The 19855-nt window shown below is 71.9% G+C and carries 11 protein-coding genes; all 11 read right to left on the bottom strand.

Annotated elements, in window-relative coordinates; translation table 11 throughout:
• Nucleotides 1–34 precede the first annotated feature (34 nt).
• The gene (locus IF83_RS0113005; protein WP_030544297.1) at nucleotides 35–6313 is read right to left on the bottom strand and encodes a type I polyketide synthase; all 6279 of its coding nucleotides are present in this window, start codon (nucleotides 6311–6313) and stop codon (nucleotides 35–37) included.
• Between the two features lie 129 nt (nucleotides 6314–6442).
• Nucleotides 6443–8116 (bottom strand): NAD(P)/FAD-dependent oxidoreductase, encoded by a 1674-nt coding sequence (locus IF83_RS0113000; protein WP_244177045.1) that lies wholly within the window; start codon nucleotides 8114–8116, stop codon nucleotides 6443–6445.
• A gap of 30 nt (nucleotides 8117–8146) precedes the next feature.
• On the bottom strand, nucleotides 8147–10888 hold the full coding sequence (locus IF83_RS0112995; protein ID WP_030544295.1) for an AAA family ATPase: 2742 nt from the start codon (nucleotides 10886–10888) through the stop codon (nucleotides 8147–8149).
• A gap of 16 nt (nucleotides 10889–10904) precedes the next feature.
• Complete coding sequence (locus tag IF83_RS0112990; RefSeq protein ID WP_030544294.1) at nucleotides 10905–12164, bottom strand: cation:proton antiporter domain-containing protein; 1260 nt, start codon at nucleotides 12162–12164, stop codon at nucleotides 10905–10907.
• 40 nt (nucleotides 12165–12204) lie between these two features.
• Nucleotides 12205–13482 (bottom strand): NAD(P)/FAD-dependent oxidoreductase, encoded by a 1278-nt coding sequence (locus IF83_RS0112985; protein WP_030544293.1) that lies wholly within the window; start codon nucleotides 13480–13482, stop codon nucleotides 12205–12207.
• A 447-nt stretch (nucleotides 13483–13929) separates the two neighbouring features.
• Nucleotides 13930–14928 carry a dTDP-glucose 4,6-dehydratase gene (gene rfbB, locus IF83_RS0112980; protein WP_030544292.1) on the bottom strand — a complete coding sequence of 333 codons (999 nt, stop codon included), beginning with the start codon at nucleotides 14926–14928 and terminating at the stop codon, nucleotides 13930–13932.
• 13 nt (nucleotides 14929–14941) lie between these two features.
• Nucleotides 14942–16012: a glucose-1-phosphate thymidylyltransferase gene (locus IF83_RS0112975; protein ID WP_030544291.1), complete on the bottom strand. Its 1071-nt coding sequence runs from the start codon at nucleotides 16010–16012 to the stop codon at nucleotides 14942–14944.
• Nucleotides 16009–17307 (bottom strand): DUF418 domain-containing protein, encoded by a 1299-nt coding sequence (locus IF83_RS0112970; protein WP_051722723.1) that lies wholly within the window; start codon nucleotides 17305–17307, stop codon nucleotides 16009–16011. Before IF83_RS0112970 ends, IF83_RS0112975 begins: the two co-directional genes overlap by 4 nt.
• 79 nt (nucleotides 17308–17386) lie before the next feature.
• A complete protein-coding gene (locus IF83_RS0112965) occupies nucleotides 17387–17977 on the bottom strand; it encodes a dTDP-4-dehydrorhamnose 3,5-epimerase family protein (protein WP_030544290.1) in 591 nt (196 codons plus the stop codon).
• 47 nt (nucleotides 17978–18024) lie between these two features.
• The gene (locus IF83_RS0112960; protein ID WP_030544289.1) at nucleotides 18025–19134 is read right to left on the bottom strand and encodes a DegT/DnrJ/EryC1/StrS family aminotransferase; all 1110 of its coding nucleotides are present in this window, start codon (nucleotides 19132–19134) and stop codon (nucleotides 18025–18027) included.
• Nucleotides 19131–19853: a class I SAM-dependent DNA methyltransferase gene (locus IF83_RS0112955; RefSeq protein WP_030544288.1), complete on the bottom strand. Its 723-nt coding sequence runs from the start codon at nucleotides 19851–19853 to the stop codon at nucleotides 19131–19133. The genes IF83_RS0112960 and IF83_RS0112955 overlap by 4 nt, the downstream gene beginning before the upstream one ends.
• Nucleotides 19854–19855: the final 2 nt, after the last annotated feature.

Below are 19855 nucleotides of genomic sequence, written 5' to 3'. Positions count from 1 at the left end.
TGGGGGAAGGGCCGGGGCGGGCGCGCAGCCGGGGTCAGCCGGAGTCGGGAGAGCCGGGGAGCCGCTCGCAGAGGGCGTCGGCCAGCGCCCTCGGCGTCCCGTAGGACCACAGGAGAGTCGGCGAGAGCTTCAGCCCGAACGAGGCCTCCAGCCGGTTGCGCAGTTCCAGGCCCATCAGGGAGTCCAGGCCGAGCTGTTTGAACGGGGTCTCGCCGGAGACCTGTCCGGCGTCGAGCCGCAGGACGCGGCCCGCGAGCCTGCGGACCTCCTCCTCGGCAGCGGCCGGCCGGTCCTCGGGCGGAGCGGCCAGCAGCTGTTCCAGGAAGTCGCCGCCGGCCGCGGTGGCGCCGCCGTCCTGTGCGGCGGCGTGCAGCCGTTCCCAGCTGCCGAGCGCCGCGGTGTCGGGATAGGCGTCGAACCACTGGCGCAGGTGAATGGGCACGTATCCGGTCACCGGCTCGTCCCGCTCCAGCATCCGTACGAGCGCGGCCCACGCCTCGTCGGGGCCGAAGCCGCCCATGCCGCGCTCCTCCAGGCGGGCTCCCCGCTGCTCGTCGCTCGCGGCGAGGCCGACCTCGGTGAACGGGCCCCACTGCACGCTGAGCGCGGTCAGGCCCCGGCGGCGCCGTGCCTCGGCGAAGACATCGAGGTAGGCGTTGGCGGCGGCGTAGGCGGCCTGCCCGGCGTTGCCGACCAGGGCTGCCGCGGACGAGAAGAGGACGAAGAAGTCCAGCGGGTCCTCCGCGGTCGCCGCGTCGAGGTTGCGGGCGCCCGCCGTCTTCGGCGCGAGGACGCGCTCCACCTGCTCCGCGGTCAGGTTGCGCACGGTCGAGTCGTCGAGCAGACCCGCGGCGTGCACCACGCCGCGCAGCGGCGGCAGTTCGTCCCGCACCGCCGCCAGAACCGCGCGCACGGCCTCCGCGTCGGCGATGTCGCACCGCACCGTGCGGACCGCGGTGCCCGCGGCACGCAGGGCCTCGATCCGGGCGGCCGCGGCGGGCGTGGGCCCGGAACGCCCGAGCAGGACGAGCGACCCGGCGCCGTGCTCCGCGAGGAACGCGGCCAGGCTCAGCCCGAGGGCGCCGAGGCCGCCCGTCACCAGATAGCTGCCGTCGGCGCGGAACCGGCCGCCGGGCATCGGAAGCGGCGTCACTCCGTCGACCGAGGACGCGTCGACCAGGACCGTACGCAGCCCCCGGGCGCCGCTGTCGGCGGTCTCGCGGAGGGCGTCCGCCACGTCGGCCATGGCGCGGGTGCGGACCGGGAGCGGCTCCAGCTTGCCGCCCACGATCAGTTCCCAGGCGGCCCGGAGGGCGGACGCGAACCGGCGGCCCCGGTGTTCGAGCAAACCGGGCAGCGCGACCGTGGACAGGGCGACTCCCCTGCTGAACGCCTCCGCGCCGAGGGCGCGGCTGCCGTTTCCGCCGAACGCGATGTACCGGCCGCCGGGTGCCAGGGCGTCCAGCCGTCCGTCGCCGGGCTGCCCGGCGGGTGAGGCGAGGATCAGGTCCACACCGCGGCCGCCGGTCGCGGAGCGCACCGCGTCCGCCCATCCGGGCTCCGTGGGGTCCACGACGGCGTCGAAGCCGGAGCCGGTGTCACCGCCGGCGGCCGTGGTGACGATCCGGGCGCCCAGGACGCGGGAGACCTGCTCGACGGCGGCACGGGCCGCGACGCCCGGCGGAAGGTCGACAAGCACCGTCTCCCCCGCCTCCAGCCGGCCGAGGTCGGACAGCGCGTACCAGGCCGCGGCCATCGGAAGCGGCAACGCGGCCGCCTCGGCGTCGCCGAGACCGTCGGGAACGAGCGCGGCGTGGTCCGCGCGCACGGTGACGTGGCTGGCGAGGGCACCGGCGGCGCAGGCCGCCACCCGGTCGCCGGGCGCCACGACGGTGACGTCCGGGCCGACCGCGACGACGCGGCCGGCGCACCCCGAGCCCAGCGGCATCATGCCGGTGCCGGGCGGCAGCGCGCCGAAGGCCCGGAGCGCGTCGCCGTGGTCCATGGCGACCGCGGTGATCTCGATCTCGATCTCTCCGGGGCCGGGCGAGCGCCGGGCGAGCGGCAGGTACTCGACCGGCTGCCCCGCACCGGGCCGGCGGACGGCGGCCCGGAACGGCTGTCGTGCCGAGCGCGGGGCGGGCAGTGCGAGGGCGGATTCCCCGTCCGGGACGCCGCGGGTGAGGCGCGCCGCGAGGCGCCGGCCGGCGCGCAGTACCACTTGGTCCTCGGCACCGTCGCCGAGGAGTTCGGCGGCCCACTCGGCCGGTCCGCCGCTCTCCGCGGGGTCGATGTCGACGAGCCGGGCGAGCAGCTCCGGGTGCTCGCGCCGCAGGACGCGGGTGAATCCCCAGAAGAGCGCGGCTCCCGGGTCGGGGGCGTCGCCGGGCACGGCCGCCTGCGCCCGGGTGGTCACCACGGCCAGCTGCGGTGGTACGGGCAGGTCGGAACAGGCGCCGGCGAGTCCGGCGAGCAGGGTGAGGGCCCGGCGCTGGGCTTCGAGTCCGGCTTCGGCGTCCGGGGCGGCGAACACCACCCGCTCGGGGAGATCCGCCGGGTCGGGCGTCCCGTCCACGGCGGTGCGCGTCACCCGGGCGCCGGCGGCGGCCAGTGCGCGGGCCAGCCGGCCGGCCGCGGCGCCCCCGCCGTCCCCGCCGTCCCCGCCGTCCCCGCCGTCCCCGCCGTCCGCACCGTCCGCTCCGCAGACGAGCCAGTGGCCGGCCCCCGCGGCCTCGTCGCGGGGGGCGGTGAGATCGGTCCACTCGATGCGGTGCAGGCGCTCGGCGTCGGAGTCCGCGCCGGAGCCCGCGCCCGGCAGCGGCGACAGCTCCATTCCCTCCATCACCAGCAGCGGCCGGTGCCCGCCGTCGAAGATCTGGACGTCGAAGAGCCCTTCGGCCCGCCGGACGGCGTGCGACCAAACCCGGGTGACGGGTTCGTCGGGGGCGTCCAGCAGTTCGACGCGCTCGACGGCCGTGGGCACCAGGGCCGTTCCCGGCGCGTAGGCGTCGCAGAGTGCGAGGGACACCTGGAGCGCCCCGTCCCACAGGGCGGGGTGCAGCGCGCGCCCGCGGTTGCCGGCGCGCAGCCGGTCGGCGAGCACGACTTCGGCCAGGGCCTGCCCGCCCGCCGGGTCCGCGTACAGGGTGCGGATGCCGCGGAAGGCGGGTCCGTACTCGAGGCCGCGTGCCGCCCAGGTGCGGTAGAAGCCCTCGGCGTCCGCCGGGTCGTGGCCGGTGTGCCAGTCGGGGAAGCCGGGGGCGGGGAGCGGCGACGCGCGGTGGCCGGCGCGGGCGGTGGCGTTGTCCTCCCAGCCGGTGCCGCCCTCGGCCAGCGACAGCAGCCGGAAGGCGCCGCCGGCGGATCCGCCGCGCCACTCGGCGGTGAGGCGGGTGATGTCCTCGGTCACCGCCACCTCCTTGCGGAAGCGGATCTTCTCCAGGCGCCGGACGGCGGGGCCGGGCAGCGCCTGTGCCGTGTTGACGGCCACGGCGAGGATGCCGGCGCCGGGCACCACGGGGGTGCCGTGCACCTGGTGGTCCTCCAGCCAGGACGGGTTGCCGAGGGACAGCTCCAGGGCCCCGTGCCGGACGTCCTCCTCCCCGGGGGCGGGGAGGAGCGCGGTGTCGAAACCACGGGCGGCGCCGGAGCCCCGGGGGCGTTCGGCGGTCCAGTAGCGGTCCTGCCGCAGCGGGTATCCGGGCACCCCGGGGTACGCGGTCCGGGGCAGGTGGCCGAACGGTTCGAGACCGGCGACGTAGCCGCGGGCCAGGGCGCCGGCGACGTCCGCGGTGCCGCCGTGGTGGCGGCGCATGGTGGTCAGGACCGCTGCCCGGCGGGCCCGGCCGGCCACCAGCTGCTCGACGGCCGGGGCGAGGACGGGGTGCGGGCTGATCTCCACGACGTGGGTGATGCCCTCGTCGAGCAGCGCGCCCATGGCATCGGCGAACTGCACGGGATTCCTGAGGTTCTCCACCCAGTAGGCGCCGTCCATCTCGGGCCCGTCCAGGCGGCGCCGCCGCACGGTCGACATCAGGCCGATCGCCGCGTCGCGCGGGCGGACCGGTTCCAGGGCGGCCATCAGGTCCTCGCGCAGCGGGTCCATCTGCGGGCTGTGCGACGCGTAGTCGACGTTGACCAGCCGGCAGTAGGTGCCCTCGGCGTCGAGGAGCTCCTTGAGCATCAGCACGGCCTCCTTCTCACCGGAGAGCACGCAGGAGCTGGGGCCGTTGTGCACCGCGAGGGAGACGCTGTCCTCGAAACCCTCCAGCGCGGCCAGCGCGGCCTCCCGGTCCAGGTCCACGGCGAGCATCCGCCCGTGCCCGGAGGCACGGCGGGCGATGGCGCTGCGCCGGGCCATGACCAGGGCGGCGTCCTCGTACGAGAGGACTCCGGCGAGCGTCGCCGCGGTGATCTCGCCCTGGCTGTGGCCCAGGACGACGTCCGGCTCGACGCCCGAGGCGCGCCAGAGCTCGGCGAGGCCGAGGGACATCGCCCAGAGCGTGGGCTGGAGCATGTCGATGCGGTTCGTCCATTCCTCGTCGGCGTCCCCGGAGAAGATGTCCAGCAGGTTCCAGTCGGTGTGCGGGCGCAGTGCCTCGGCACAGCGGGTGACGACGGAGGCGAACAGCGGGCTGTCCCGGAAGAGTTCGACCCCCATGCCGCTCCACTGGGAGCCCTGTCCGGGGAAGACGAACGCGGTGCCGCCGGGGGCCACCGCGGTACCGGCCACCAGACCGGGCGTCGCGGGTTCGGCGTCCGGCGCGGCGGCGAGGGCGAGCAGGCCGGTACGAAGCTCCGCCGGGGTGTCCTGCGCCACGAGGGCCGCGCGGACGGGGAAGTGGTCGCGGCGCCAGGCGAGGGCACCGGCCTGGGCGGCGACCTCCCCGGCTGCGTCCGGCACCAGGGGCGCCAGTTCCGCGGCGCGCAGTCCGAGGGCGGGCGCGTCCTTCGCCGACAGGGGTACGAGGGCGGGCAGCCCGGTCGCCGGGCGGAGCCGCGGGGCGTCGTCCCCGGCCGTCACGGGCGGGTCCGTGACGACCACATGGGCGTTGGTGCCGCCCCAGCCGAAGGAGTTGACCCCGAGGTAGAGGGGGCCGGTCTCCGGCAGGGGGGTCGGCTCGCGCACCACCCGCAGGTTGATGTCGTCGAAGGGGATGGCCGGGTTGAGTTCGGCGGAGTGCAGGCTGGGGGGCACCACGCGGTGCTTCAGCGCGAGCAGGATCTTGATGAGGCCCGCCAGGCCCGCGCTGGCCTCGAGATGCCCGATGTTCGTCTTCACCGAGCCGATGAGCAACGGGTCGGCGGCCCGTCCCCCGCCGAGGACCCGCCCGATGGTGGTGGCCTCGACCGGGTCGCCACGCCCGGTGCCGGTGCCGTGTGCCTCGATGTACGCGGGAGCGCCCTGCGGCACGGCTCCGCCGCCGTAGGCGCGGCGCAGCAGGTCCTCCTGGCCCTGAGGGCTGGGGGTCACCAGGCTGTCGCCGCCGCCGTCGTTGTTCACCACCGTGTTGACGACCACCCCGTGGACGCGGTCGCCGTCGGCCAGGGCGCGCTCCAGGGTCTTCACGTAGAGGGCGGCGACGCCCTCACCGCGTACGAATCCGTTGGCCGAGGCGGCGAACGCCTTGCACCGTCCGTCCGGTGAGAGCCCTCCGAAGTGGGTGAGTCCCACGGTCACGTGCGGATCGAGCATGAGGTTGGTGCCGCCGACGACCGCGGCCTCGATCTCCCCCTCGCGCAGGGCCTGGGAGGCGAGGTGCAGGGCCACGAGCGAGGAGGAGCAGCCGGTCTCCACGGTCATGCTGGGGCCCCGGACCTTGAGGAAGTACGAGAGACGGGCGGCGATCACGTCGAGCGCGTTGCCGACGAGGCTGTGCGGGGTGGGCTGGGCCTCGCGCTCCTTGCGCAGGAGCTCGTAGTCGTGCCAGGAGGCGCCCACGTACACACCGGTGCGGGTGCCCGCGAGGGAGCCGGCCCGCTGGCCGGCGTCCTCGATGGCCCGCCAGCCCACTTCGAGCATCAGACGCTGCTGCGGGTCGATGGCCTCGGCCTCACGGGGCGAGATGCCGAAGAAGCCGGCGTCGAAGCGGTCGACGCCGTCCAGAAAGCCGCCGACCGCCTGGATCTCCTTCTCGGGGTCGAGCTGCGCCGTGCTGTCCCAGCGGTCGGCGGGGACGGGGCCTATACCGTCCCCGCCTTCCATCATCAGATTCCACAGGCTGTCGACATCGGGCGCCCCCGGAAATTTTCCAGCCATACCAACAATGGCGACGAGTTTCCCCGGGTCCTCGAACTCTGAATGTGCGTCCATTGCCCGCCCTCTTGTTGAGAATCGGAATTCCGAAGCAATCCAGATGAATTTATATCAGCCTGGAAGTGGTGAACACCCCTGACCTGTCAGGGGTGTTCACCACGGAGAACCCCTAGAGGCGGTCTGGGGTCACTTGAAGTCCCGGAGGCGCGTCCTGACCAGCCCCTTACTGGCGTTGATCATGCGCCGGCCGATCTCGGGCGGCGCCTCGCGGCGCGACCAGACGGCATTTACCGCCATCTTGCCCGGACTCATCGCGAAGCAGCGGGTGCTCTCGTTCCCCAGCCGGAACGACGGGGAGATGAAATCGGCCTGCTCAATATGCCGAAGAATGCGCTTGGCCGCATCTCCCGGCGTCGTTTTCCCGTCCTCCACGGATTCGCAGAGCTTCCGGGTCATCGTTCCCATCTCATTGAATCCGGCGCTCACCGGCAGCGGTGAACCGGGGTGCTCGCTCCGTTCGAGGTCGAGGAAGACCTGGGCGTCGCCGGTGGTGTCGAACCGGTAGTAGGCGTCCTCGAGCATCACGTTGCCGAGCATGGTGCCGAGCATCCAGGTCCGGTTGACCGCGTTCCACAGCTCGTAGTCGCGGAAGCCCACGAACGAGCTGTAGACGAGGTCGTCGTGGAAGTCGAAGAGACCCTGCTGGAGGCTCTCCAGGTACGAGAACCGCTCCAGCGACCAGTCACCGTCGCGGGAAGCGGCGATCAGCCGCCATCCGAGAGCGTTGACCAGCTCCATGGTGTTGGTCAGACCGCGCGAGTAGAGCGCGTCGATGAATCCCGCCGCGTGCGAGGTGAGGCAGAACCGCTCCCCCACGACCTGCTTGGCCGAGTACTGGAGCCGGCCGGTGGACACCCACGGCCGGACGGCCTTGGCTCCCTGGAACTGCCAGGCTATCTCCGGGAACCGCTTCAGGAAGTCGTCGAACTCCTGCTCCGGAGTGGCCTGGCCCTTGGGGAAGACCCGCGGGTCGAACGTCAGGCCGACACTGCACAGCGGGTTGAGGGAGTCCTCGTGATTGTCGAACGGGATGACCCACAGCCAGCCGCCGTCGAACACGTGGTGCAGCGTGCCGTTGTGCCACGGATTCGGCTGCTTGTGCTTCCGGCCGTTCGGCGACTCGTCGTACGGGCGGACCCCTACCATGTGGGTGAAGAGGCTGCGCGAGTGAGTGCGCGCCCGGGTGGGCGTCTCCCGCAGGCCGAACTTCTCCGCCAGCGGGGAGCGGAAGCCGCTGCCGTCGATGACGTAGCTCGCGCGGAACTCCTTGCCGGCCTCGGTGCGCAGCACCGCGCCGGAATCCGGGTCGATCTCGATGTCCGCGATGCGGGTGGCCAGTTGGGGAACCGCGCCGTACTTCACCGCCAAGTGGAAGAGGTAGGCGTCGATGTCCTGGCGGAACAGGTGTGTCTCGGTCCTGAGGAGCGACGGGACCACCAGCTGGTTGACCTCCTCGGGGTTCTGCGGCCGGCCCTCGCGGTGATAGACGAAGCCGAAGTTCTGCTTCTGGCCGCAGTTCCGGGACACTTCCTTGCGGATCCCCTTGAAGCTGGACAGTGCCTCCAGCTCGGGAACCTTGTACCGGTCGGCGATCAGCCGGGTCATGCCCGAGGTGTACGGGATCGTCGATTCACCAACCGCGAATCGCGGGTGCGTACCCGCGTCGAGCAGCAGAACCTTGACGCCGTTGCGGGCGAGTACCGCGCCCAGCATGCCGCCGGCCATTCCACTGCCGAGAATCGCCACGTCGTACTGATCGCTCGTCGTTTTCTTCGAGTCCTTGCGCGGCAAGTCGCTCACCTGTCTCTCTCCGATATGCGGGGTGCCTGCTCATCTCGCTGCCGCTTCCGGGAAGTGCTTTCTCGGCAGTTCCCTACGGGTCCGGACACCGAGTTTCCGGAAGGCCTTCGTGAGGTGTTGTTCGACCGTGCTCACCGTGACGGTCAGCGTGTCGGCGATCTCCTTGTTGGTCCGGCCCTGCGCGGCGAGGGCGACGACCCGCCGTTCCGCGCCGCTCAGCCGGCCGAGCGCCCGCTCGCCCTCCGCGGACACGGGGCTCCAGGCCGGGGGCCCGTGCGAGGACGCCCCGGCGCCGCACTCCCGCTCCAGGCGCTTGGACTCGTCCAGCGCGAGCCGGGCCCGGGAGGTGTGACCGGCGACGGCGTACGCGCGGCCCAGCTCGCCCAGCGCGCCCGACAGCTGGAACCGGTCACCGCAGGAACGGAGGTTCGTCACGGCTTCTTCCAGCAGAGCGGTCCGGTCGCCCGGTTCCCGGGTGGCGGCGCACACGCGCAGCGAGATCCCGCGCGCGCGGGACGGTTCCCCGCCCGCGAGCACGGCCTGCTCGTCCGCGAGCGCCCGGGCCGCCCGCACATCCGAGAGGGCGAGATGGGCGCGGGCCGCGCTGCTGCGCCAGGGCAGCAGGGTCGGCTGGTCGAACCCCCAGCTCGTCATCAGCTCGCCGCACCGTGTGAAGTCGTCGAGAGCGGCGTACGGGCGTCCGGTCTCCAGCTGGAAGCAGCCCCTGGCGTGCAGGTAGTAGAGCCCGAACCGGCTGGAGAACATGCCGTCGGGCACCGGCTGCGCCACGTATTCGGCGGCGGCCGCGAAGTCCCGGGTGTCGGTCGCCGCCTGGATCAGATTGGCCAGCGGGCCGCCGATACAGACGCCCCAGCTGTCCGCGGGCACTTGGGCGAGCGCGGTCTCCGCCAGTGCCCGGGCGCCGGTCAGGTCGCCCAACCGCAGCGCGATGCCCGCGCGGAGGGACGCGAACTCGGCCACCCACAGGGGGACCTTGCGGGCCCGCGCCTCCTCCAGCCAGTGGTCGCACCAGCGGGCGGCGCTCTCCGGCCGGTCGCCGAACGACAGCGCCGCCACCGCGCACATCAGCCACTCCTGGGTGTGCTTGCCGAGCCGCATGGCGCGCAGCGCGGTCTCGGCGTCGGCCACGGCGCCCTCGGAGGGCCCCTGTCCGAGTACCCGCGACAGCGCCATGGCGCTCAGCGAGCGCGGGTCGTCGTGCGCCGGCTCGCCCCGGGTGGGGGCCAGCACCACCGGATAGGTGACGGAGAGCAGTTCCCAGGTGGCGCGCACCTCGGCCGCGTACTCGGGGTCGGCGCGCTCGTCCCGGTCGTCCATCTGGGCGACGGCGCGCACCGCCTCGTCGAAGCGGCCGTGCCACAACAGGTACTTGGCCAGCATCAGCGTGTGCCGGGCGGACAGCCGGCCGTCGCTGAGGGCAATGGCCAGTTCACCGAGATGGGGAGTGCTGATCGACGGGTTGAGCATCCAGGAGGTGGAGGCCAGCAGGGCGCGCAGGCCGACCCGTTCGCCGTCGTCGCCCCCGAAGCGCAGGGCCGCCTCCAGGCAGGAGTGGGCCTCGGCCACCCGGTTGCCGTTCAGATGGCGCTCCGCCGCCTCGCGCAGCAAGGGCACCGCCCACGGCAGTGATCCGCCCTCAGGGGCACAGTTGCGCAGGTGGCGGGCGGTACGGGTGGCGGCGACACCTTCCTCGTAGCACATCAGGGCCGCCTCGCGGTGCAACGCGCTCCGCTCCGCCGCGCTCAGCCCCTCCAGCACGGCCTGGGCGGCCACCGGGTGCCGCAGCCGGATGCCGTCCAGGAGCCCCGCGGACTCCAGCGCCCGGGCGCCGCGGACGACGACGGCCGGCTCCAGGCCGGTGAGCCGCGCGAGATGGCCGGGGGCGTGGATGTCCCCGTCGAGTGCGGCCAGCGCCCGGGCGAGGCGCAGCAGAGCGGGTTGTCCGCGGTGCAGGCAGCTCAGGAGGGTGTCGCCGTAGGTGTCCCCGACGACCACCGTGCTCGGGTCGGAGGCGTAGCGGGAGTCCTCCAGCAGGGCCCGGACCAGCAGCGGGTTTCCGCCGCTGACCCGGTGGCACCGCTCGGCGAAGTCCGGGTCCGGGGCGGTGCCCCGGTGCGCCGCGAGCAGCGCCGTGACCCCGGCGGGCGACAGCGTACTCAGCGTCAGACCGCGGTAGTTGGGCTGGCGCAGTAGTTCGGCGTGCAGTTGGGGATGGGCCGGACGTGACAGCGGGCATTCGGTGAGCGCGAGGACCACCCGGGCCCGGCGCAACTGGCGGATCAGGTGGAGCAGCCAGTGCAGCGACAGGGGATCGGTGAACTGGACGTCGTCCACGCACAGCAGTACGGGGACCTCCTCCGCCGCACGGATCACCTCGGCGCACAGCCGGTGCAGGATGTCGGTGGTGGCCGCGTCGAGCGTCCGCGGCAGGTCGCCCGTGTCCTCCCCGGACGCTTCGCACCCGCCGTGCAGGTCGTCAAGGAGCGAGGCGGCTCCCGGCGGAGCGCCGGCCGACCGGAGAAGCTGTCTCAGGACGCTCCCCGGCGACCGGCGTTCCGGCCACGAACCCACCGCGTCCAGGACCAGGAAGCCCCGGTCCCATGCCTCGCCTTTCAGGGCGGTGAGCAGCTCCGTCTTGCCGCAGCCCGTCGCACCGCCGATCACCGCCGCGCCGCCGCCCGCGCCGTGAACGCAGGCCTGGAACAGCTCCGAGAGCTCGGACAGTTCCCGGTCGAGTCCGACCAGCCGCATGTTCGTTCCTCCCTTCCTAGGTCCGGGAAGAGGTCACGGGTTCCGGGTTCGCGGTTTCCGGAACCCGGGGGACCTCCACGGGTGTGCGGTAGATGAGCGTCAGCAGCGGACCGGTCATGGCCGTGGTGACCACGGCCATCACGACGACCAGGGAGTACAGACCGGCGTCGAGCAGGCCGAGCTGGAGACCGACTCCGAGGATGACCAGTTCGGTCAGGCCCCGGGTGTTCATCAGCACCCCGAGAGCCGCGGACGGCCGCGGGGGCAGTCCCTGGCTGCGGGCCCCGAGATAGGTCCCGCCGAACTTGCCGGCGACCGCGACGAGCAGGATCACGCCCAGCTCGATGAAGTCGCCACCCCGCAGGGAGCCGAGATCCACCTTGAGACCGGCCACCACGAAGTAGACGGGCAGCAGCACCGAGGTGACCTGTGCCGTGTGGTCATGGATCTCGGTCCGCAGGGCGAGGGTCTTCTCCCGGGGGACGACCGTGCCGAACAGGAAGGCGCCGAAGATGAAGTGCATGCCCATCGCCTCGGTCGCCGTCGCCGACAGCAACACGCCGATGAGCACCAGGGCGAAGTGCCACGGAGCGAAGGCGACCGCCTTGCCGTCCCTGACGAACAGGGCGCGCAGCACCGGCCGCACGACGTACATCATCACGATGAGGTACGGGAAGGCGAGCATCGTCCGCCAGTGCTCGCCACCACCGCCCGCCGTCGCCTGGACCCCCGCGAGGACACTCCAGGCGACGACGTCCACCGATGCCGCTGTGGCGAGTGCGATCCCGCCGACCGCGGTCTTGCCGATACCCCGGTCGGTGAGAATCCTGGCCAGCACGGGGAACGCCGTCACCGAGACCGAGAGCCCGATGAACACGACGAAGACCGCGGTGTTGCCGGTCTCATGGGTGCGCAGCAGATAGAAGGCGAGACCGACACCCAGCAGGAACGGCACCGCGGTGGAGCCGAGGACCGCGCCACCGGTGATCCGGCTCCTGCCCCGCAGGGTGGAGCCCTCCAGCTCCAGGCCGACGGCGAACATGAACAGGGCCACGCCGACATTCGCCATGCCCGTGAGCAGCGGGCGGATGTCGTCGGGGAAGAGCAGTCCGGAGATCGCCCCGTCGAAGAGAGTGGGTCCCAGAAGAACACCCGCGACGATCTCGCCGACCACGGGGGGCTGGTTGATCCGGGCCGCAAGGTGACCGAGCCCTCTCGCCAGAAAGAGAATCAGCCCGAGATCGATGAAGAGGAGTTGCACCTGGTGACTACTCATGGCCGTGGCGTCCCGCCCGCCCTTCTCCTGTAGGCGGTGGTCAACTCTTGTCGGCGGCCGGCTCGGTGCTCTGGCCGATGAGGTCGTCGAGTGTGAGGGTGAGCATCGGGTGCTTCCCGCTGAGGCCGGAGATCAGCTTCACGAAGTTCGCCGACGGTGTGCGCTCGCGGTCCGGGTCGACCATCTCCGTCGCGAGGCTGTGGTAGAACTCCTTGTACCTCGTACGGTCGTAGAACCGCTCGACGAAGGTCCGTATCTCGTCGAAGAAGGCGCGGTACGCGGTGACATAGCGCTTGAGGGCCTGCTCCTCGATCTCCGGATGCTGGATGATCTTGTCGACGATCCTCGCGAGGGTGCTGCCGGCCAGCGTGGCCAGCGCGACACCGGTGGAGAACAGCGGATCGACGAAGGCGGCCGAGTCACCGACGCACACCCAGCCGTCGCCGGTGAAGCTCTTGCTGGTGTACGACCAGTCGCGCGCGGTACGCCAGCCCGCGGACTGGTTGGCGCCGGCGAGCATCTTCTTGAGCTTGGTGGACTTGTCCACCTCGCTCCAGAACAGCTCCTGGAGCGAACGGCCCTCCTTGTTGGCCTCCTCCGACCGCGTCACGTAGCCGACGCTGATGGTGCCCTTGTCGATCGGGATCGCCCAGAACCAGCCCTCGTCGAGGCCCTCGATGAGGATGTTGGTGTACTCGTCCCCGGGCAGCCGCTCACAGTTGTCGAAGTACGTCCAGACCGCGACGTTGCGCAGCTCTTCGTGCCAGGTGACGTCCGCGTACTTGCGGCTGAGGAGGCGCGACTGGCCCGAGGCGTCGATGACCAGCTTCGCCCGCGCCTCCTGCATGCCGTCCATGCCGCGCAGCGTGTAGCGGACTCCGGTGACGCGCCCGTCGGTCTCGACGGGCTCCTTGACGGTGGCCTCTTCGAGCACGAACGCGCCGAGCTCGCGGGCCCGGTCCAGGATCAGGGAGTCCATGTCGGCGCGCCGCGTGTGGTACGCGTACTCGTGGCTGGTCCCCTCGATGAACGAGAAGTTCCACGGCACCTGCGCGTTGCCCCAGACCAGCGTGCCGCCGTACTTGCGCTCAAAGCCGCGGGCGTCCATGCGCTCGGTCAGGCCCAGCTCCTGCATGGGCCGCATGAACGCGGGGATGAGCGACTCCCCGACGTGATACCGGGGAAACCGTTCGCGGTCGAGAACGAGGACGCGGTGTCCACGCTGCGCGAGAAGTCCCGCGGTGGTGGAGCCGGCCGGCCCTCCACCGATAACGATGACGTCGAATTCTTCAGGTACCCCGAAGAGAGTGGACGACATTTATAGATCCTCTCCTTGCATCAACGAACGCTGCACCGCTTTGCGCAGGGCGCGCATCGGCATTCCTCAAAGTGTGGCCTCCGGCCCATGAAGGTCTCCTGGAGTATTTCTGGATGCCTCATTCAGAGACGGCTCCAGAGTCTCCGGACCGCCGGCGGGAAGACACCCGCGCATGCCTCACCGGCCCGCGGCAGGCCGCTGCCCGGCAGGCACTCAAGGACTCGTCCGCCGGCACGCCCCGGGAACAGAAGGAGGCCTCCTCATTCCCACTTCGGGAATCGGCCACCGGCGGAAAACGTACGGGACGAGCGACACACCGGACCGAATCGATTCGACGTTCACCCGAACCGCTCTCGGGCGCGACCGCCCGGTCCGGAACCGCGCGTGTATTCCCTCCCTCAGAATTCCCGCCGCCCCCACGAGTGTGGGACGGCGGTACCGCCGGCGTCATCTCCCGTGTTGCTCGAACCGGCGTTGCCCGGACCGGCCGGCGGTGCTCCACCAGTCGGGGTGGTCCCGGTACCAGGCGACCGTTTCGGCCAGCCCCTGCTCGAAGGGCACCGAGGGTTCAAAGCCCAGCTCCTCGCGGAGCTTGGTGCCGTCCAGCGAGTAGCGCCGGTCGTGCCCCTTGCGGTCCGGGGTCGGGCGCACCCGGTCCGCACCGGCGCCGCAGAGCTCCAGGAGACGTTCCGTCACCTGAAGGTTGCTCAGCGGTGTGCCGCCACCGATGTTGTAGATCTCGCCGCCCCGTCCCTTGGTGAGGATGAGCTGGAGCGCCCTGCAGTGATCCGCCACATGGATCCACTCGCGCACATTGGCCCCGTCGCCGTAGAGCGGAACGGAGCGTCCCGCGAAGAGCCGGGTGGTGAAGAGCGGGATGAGTTTCTCCACGTGCTGGTGGGGCCCGTAGTTGTTGGAGCAGCGGCTCACCGACACGTCCAGTCCGTGCGTGTGCCAGTAGGAGCCGGCGATCAGGTCGCTGCCCGCCTTGGTCGCCGCGTAGGGCGAACTCGGGTCCAGCGGCCACTCCTCCGTCCACGAGCCCTCCTCGATCGACCCGTAGACCTCGTCCGTGGACACATGGAGGACCCGCGGCACCCCCGTGCTCAGGCACGCCTCCATCAGCGTCTGGGTGCCGGCCACATTGGTCCGCACGAACTCCGCGGGCGCGCTGAGCGAGCGGTCCACGTGCGACTCGGCGGCAAAGTGCACCACCGCGTCGTGCCCCGGCAGCAGTTCGAGGAGCGTCGCCGCGTCGCACACGTCGCCCCGCACGAAGGTGAGCCGGGGGTGCTCCGCGGGCAGATTGGCCCGATTCCCCGCGTAGGTCAGCCGGTCCAGGACGGTGACCTGGGCGTCCTCGTAGCCCGGGTATGCCCCGTCCAGCACGGCTCGCACGTAGCACGATCCGATGAAGCCGGCCCCGCCCGTCACCAGGATTCTCATTCGGTCCGCCTCGTCATGTCGTCAGCATGTGCACGCTCGCATGGTCGCCGACCATCAGCCGGTGCCGTCGTCCGCCGCCGTTGGCGGAGGCCACCTGGGCGGCCCGGCCGATGACCGAACCGTGCAGGCCCTCGACACCGCTGATCGACGCGGCGTCGAGAACGATCGAGTAGGACACGCCGGACCCGATGAGCACGCAGTCGTCGCCGATGGTGGTGTCCGGCCCCACGACGCTGTCCTTGATCACGGTGCCCCGGCCGACGCTCACCGGGCCGGTGATGCGCGAGTTCACGACGCGGCTGCCCGCCCCGATCTCCACGGGGCCCACGAGCACGCTGGTCGCGTCGGCCCGGTGGGCGACCGAGGTGGTCAGGGAGCGCAGCAGCTCACGGTTGCACTCCAGCATGTCGTCCACCGTGCCCATGTCACGCCAGTACCCCTTGTAGCCGGAGGCCCGCACCTCATGCCCCCGGGCTACCAGCCACTGGACGGCGTCGGTGATCTCCAGCTCGCCGCGCGCGCTCGGCGTGATGGCCGCGACCGCCTCGTGCACCCGCGGAGAGAACACGTAGACCCCGATGAGTGCCAGATCGCTCACCGGGCGGGTGGGCTTCTCCACGACCCGGATCACGCGCTGCCGGTCGTCCAGTTCGGCCACGCCGAAGGCTCGCGGATCGCTCACCGCCTGGACCGCCAGCTGGGCTGCCGCCCCGCCGGTGCGGAAGCCGTCCACGACCTCCGCGATGCCCTGCGGCAGCATGTTGTCGCCGAGGTACATCACGAAGTCCGCGTCGCCCAGGAACTCCCGGGCGATGACCACGCAGTGGGCCAGGCCCCGGGGGGCGTCCTGGTGGAGATAGGTGATCCGCAGACCGAGCGCGGACCCGTCTCCGACCTTCGCGGCGATGTCGCCGGCGTAGCCGCCCACCACGATGCCCACGTCGGTGATCCCCTGGGCACGGATGTCCTCGAGGATGTGCACGAGCACGGGCTTGTTGGCGATGGGGATGAGTTGTTTGGGCATCGTGTGGCTGAAGGGCCGCAGTCTGGTTCCGGTCCCGCCGGCCAGGACGAGCGCCTTCACGACTCGGCGCCCGTCGTCGACTCCCGCTTCCCCGCGGGCGCCGTCCCGGACCCCGCCGTGCCCGGCTCCACCGGTCCGGCCGCGCGGCCGGCGGACCCGCCGTAGACGAGACGGCGCATCAGAGCGTCCAGCGGCCCTCTCAGACCCGCCCGTTCCAGCACGACCGCCACAGCGAGCACCGTGAGCCAGACGCAGACGCCGATGACGGCCGCGCCGGTGGCCTCGATCCGGTCGCCGGCACCGAAGGCGACGCGGGCGAGAACGAGCGCGAGCAGCGCGGACTGCAGCAGATAGCACGTCAGCGACCTGCGGCCGACCGCCGCCAGGGCGCCGGCCACGGGTCCGGGGGTCCGGCCGCGGTCCTGGAGCCGGGCGACGAACAGCCCGAACGCCGCCGCGTAGGCCAGTCCGCCGGCGAACCCGGTGATCACGTGCAGCGCGGTCACCGATCCCCTGGCCAGGTCACCGGTCTCCCAGACGCCGGCGCCGATCAGCGCCAGCGGCACACCGCCGAGCACCGAGACGGAGCCGCCGATCAGCACCACGCGCCCGAGCAGGGCACGGTGCCGGGCCGGGTCGTCGAGGTAGCGTCTGCGCGCGGCCACGGCACCGACCAGGATGGCGGTCGGGATCGGCCACGCCAGCAGGATGTGCACCGAGGCGAACGGCGCCTGCGAGAGCCGCTCGACGACCGCGGCGCCGTAGTCGTGGGCCCAGACCGTCCCGCGGACCTCCGCGCCGCTCCCGCTCTCCTCCACGGCCATCGCCACGGACAGCAGCGCTGTCAGAAGGGTCGCCGCCACGGCGCTGATCACCACACCCCTGCCCAGGGCCCGGTCGCCACGGGTGAACAGCCACCCCAGGGCCAGCGCCGCGACGCCGTAGGGCGCGAGGATGTCCGCCGGGAAGATCAGCACGAAGTGCACGAAGCCGAACAGGACGAGGAACACACCGCGCCGGCGCAGCAGCCGGGCCGCCGCGGACGCTGTGGTGCCGGCCGCCCGCTGCCGCATGACCAGCATCGCCATGCCGTAGCCGAAGAGGGCGGCGAACATCGGGTAGGCCCGGTTGTCGACGAGGTCCAGGCTGAGGAAGGTGACCGTGCGGTCGAGCGCGTCGCCCCCCGCCGGGTGGGTCACCACGCCCGGGTCGCTGGTCGTCACGTACAGGGGCGCGTGGGCCAGGGCGATGAGGAGCAGCATGAAGCCCCGTGCGATGTCGGGTGCCGGGGAACGCTCCGCAGCGGTCACCCCCCGCCGCCGGGCCGGCGGTTTCACCGTGCTGCGCGTCGACATGCTGTCCTCCGATGGTGATTCTCTTCGGACCGGGACAGGGCGGCCGGGCCGCTCCGTACCGTCCGGCGGGGATGTCCGGTCACCGGGCCGGCTCCCGGCAGGCGGCGTAGTCGGGGAGCAGGCCCGCGGCTCTCGCCTCGGCGAGCGTCGGCGCCACGGTGTCCCGTTCGGACATGACCGGCTCGATACCGGCGGGGATCGGCAGGCCGAGCTCCGGGTCGAGGACGGAGAGCGCGTGTTCGTTCTCGGCGACGTAGCCGCTCGTGAGCATGTAGGACATGACGGTGTCGTCCTCCAGGGCGACGAACGCGTGCCCCACCCCCACGGGGAAGTACACCGCCCGGAAGTCGACCGGGTCGAGCCGCACCGCGTCCCACGCCCCGTACGTCGGCGAGCCGACCCGGATGTCGACCACGATGTCGAGCGCGGCGCCCCGGGCGCAGTAGACGTACTTCGCGGTCCCGGGCGGTGTCGCGGTGAAGTGCACTCCGCGGACGACGCCGCGGCGTGACCGGCTGTGGTTGGTCTGCGCCACCCGGAGGAGACGGTGTCCGACGGCTTTCTCGAAGGCCTCCTGCTGGAACGGCGAGACGAACAGACCGCGCTCGTCGGGGAAGATCCGCGGAGTGAACTCCACTGCTCCCTCGACGGCGAGTTCACGTATTTCCATGGCTCCTCCTGAGCGGGTCCACTGGGCGGGCGGATGAGGACGGCGCGCTACAGCGCCGCCAGCACCTCGCGCAGCGCGCCGATCACCCGGTCCTGGGTGGCGGGAGACAGCGACGGGTACATCGGCAGCGAGAAGATCTGTCCGGCGAGGGACTCGGTCACCGGCAACGCCCCTTCCCGCACGCCGAGATGGCTGAAGCCGGACATGGTGTGGACGGGCCACGGGTAGCTGATGTTGAGTTCGATGCCGTGGCCCCGGAGGGCCCGCAGGATCTCGTCCCTCATCGGATGCCGCACCACGTAGACGTAGTAGACGTGGCCGTTCCCCGGTGCGACGGCCGGCAGGACGAGGCCCGTATCGCCGAGGCCCGCCGCGTAGCGCTCGGCGATCGCCCGCCGGGCCGTGATGTAGCCGTCGAGCCGGGGCAGCTTCCGGCGCAGGATCTCCGCCTGGACCTCATCGAGCCGGGCGTTGTGCCCCGGGGTCTCGACGACGTAGTAGCGCTCTTCCATGCCGTAGTAGCGCAGGCGGCGCATGCGCCGGGCGGTCTCCTCCTCGCGGAAGAGGGCGGCGCCGCCGTCGCCGTAGGCGCCCAGCACCTTGGTCGGGTAGAAGGAGAAGGCCGCGGCGTCCCCGGTGGTGCCGGCCAGTCTGCCGTCGCGGGTGGCGCCGTGCGCCTGGGCGCAGTCCTCCAGCAGGCTCAGACCGCGTTCCGCCGCGAGGCTCCGCAGCGGCTCCAGGTCCACGCACTGCCCGTACAGATGGACCGGCAGCAGACAGCGTGTCCGGTCGGTCAGCACCGCCTCCACCTGCGCGGTGTCCATGAGGTACGTGTCGGGGTCGATGTCGACGAAGACCGGGACGGCTCCGACGGCGTCGATGGCCACCACGGTCGGCGCGGCCGTGTTCGACACGGTCACGACCTCGTCGCCCCGTCCGACCCCGAGGGCCTGAAGCGCGATCTTGATGGCGTTGGTGCCGTTGTCGACGCCGACGCAGTGCGGCATGCCGTGGTAGTCCGCGAACTCCCGCTCGAACCCCTCCGTGCTGCTGCCCAGCACGAGCCGGCCGGAGCCGAAGACGGTGTCGACGGCGTCGAGGATGTCCTTCCGCTCCGCCGCGTACTCCTCCAGATAGCCCCAGACTCCGGTCGTCATGGACGTCTCGCTCCTTCTTTCACGCCGAGGAAGAGGCCCCGGCCGGACTGGGCATCGTCGATGTACTCGGTCGTCAGACCCGCGTCGCGCATGGTCCGCTCGTAGAGGTCGCGCGGGAACAGCTGGTGCACGTAGGACTCGACGAAGTGCCGGGCGCCCCCGGCGTCGGCGACGACGTAGTGCACGTCCATGTGTGAGGCCCCGCCCTCCCGCCGGGTGTGCGACACGCGCGAGATGGTGCGGTGGTCGGGCGTGAGGACGTCGGCGGCCACATAGCCGTCGAGGAACGTTTCGGGGAACCACCAGGGTTCGATGACGACCACGCCGCCGGGACGCAGGTGCCGCGCGAAACAGCGCATGGTGCCGGCGAGTTCGCCGGCACTCTGGTGCGCCACGGCGGCGAAGAGGCAGACGAGGGCGTCGAAGGTCCGGCCGACGTCCAAGGTGCGCATGTCGCCCTGGTGCAGCGGGGTGCGGGGCATCCGGTCCCGGGCGACGGCCAGCATCGCCTCGGACAGCTCGACACCCTCCACGTGCTCGAACAGCTCGTCGAAGTACCGCAGGTGGCCCCCGGTCCCGCATGCCACGTCGAGCAGCGAGGAGGCCCCGGGCAGCCGCCCGCGGATCTGCTCGGTGACGTACTTGGTTTCGGCCGGGTAGTCCTTGCCGCGCAAGGTGTACACATGGTCGTAGATCTCGGCGAAGTCCGGTCCGTACACGG

This window comes from Streptomyces albus subsp. albus, assembly GCF_000719865.1.
Taxonomy (GTDB): Bacteria; Actinomycetota; Actinomycetes; order Streptomycetales; family Streptomycetaceae; genus Streptomyces; species Streptomyces albus_E.
The sequence above is the reverse complement of the archived record's forward strand: the minus strand, read 5'-3'. Positions and strand labels throughout refer to the sequence as shown.

Coding starts and splice junctions, on each gene's coding strand:
- IF83_RS0113005 (WP_030544297.1), bottom strand. CDS start 6,313: ATGGACGCACATTCAGAGTTCGAGGACCCGGGGAAACTCGTCGCCATT.
- IF83_RS0112995 (WP_030544295.1), bottom strand. CDS start 10,888: ATGCGGCTGGTCGGACTCGACCGGGAACTGTCCGAGCTCTCGGAGCTG.
- IF83_RS0112990 (WP_030544294.1), bottom strand. CDS start 12,164: ATGAGTAGTCACCAGGTGCAACTCCTCTTCATCGATCTCGGGCTGATT.
- IF83_RS0112985 (WP_030544293.1), bottom strand. CDS start 13,482: ATGTCGTCCACTCTCTTCGGGGTACCTGAAGAATTCGACGTCATCGTT.
- rfbB (WP_030544292.1), bottom strand. CDS start 14,928: ATGAGAATCCTGGTGACGGGCGGGGCCGGCTTCATCGGATCGTGCTAC.
- IF83_RS0112970 (WP_051722723.1), bottom strand. CDS start 17,307: ATGTCGACGCGCAGCACGGTGAAACCGCCGGCCCGGCGGCGGGGGGTG.
- IF83_RS0112965 (WP_030544290.1), bottom strand. CDS start 17,977: ATGGAAATACGTGAACTCGCCGTCGAGGGAGCAGTGGAGTTCACTCCG.
- IF83_RS0112960 (WP_030544289.1), bottom strand. CDS start 19,134: ATGACGACCGGAGTCTGGGGCTATCTGGAGGAGTACGCGGCGGAGCGG.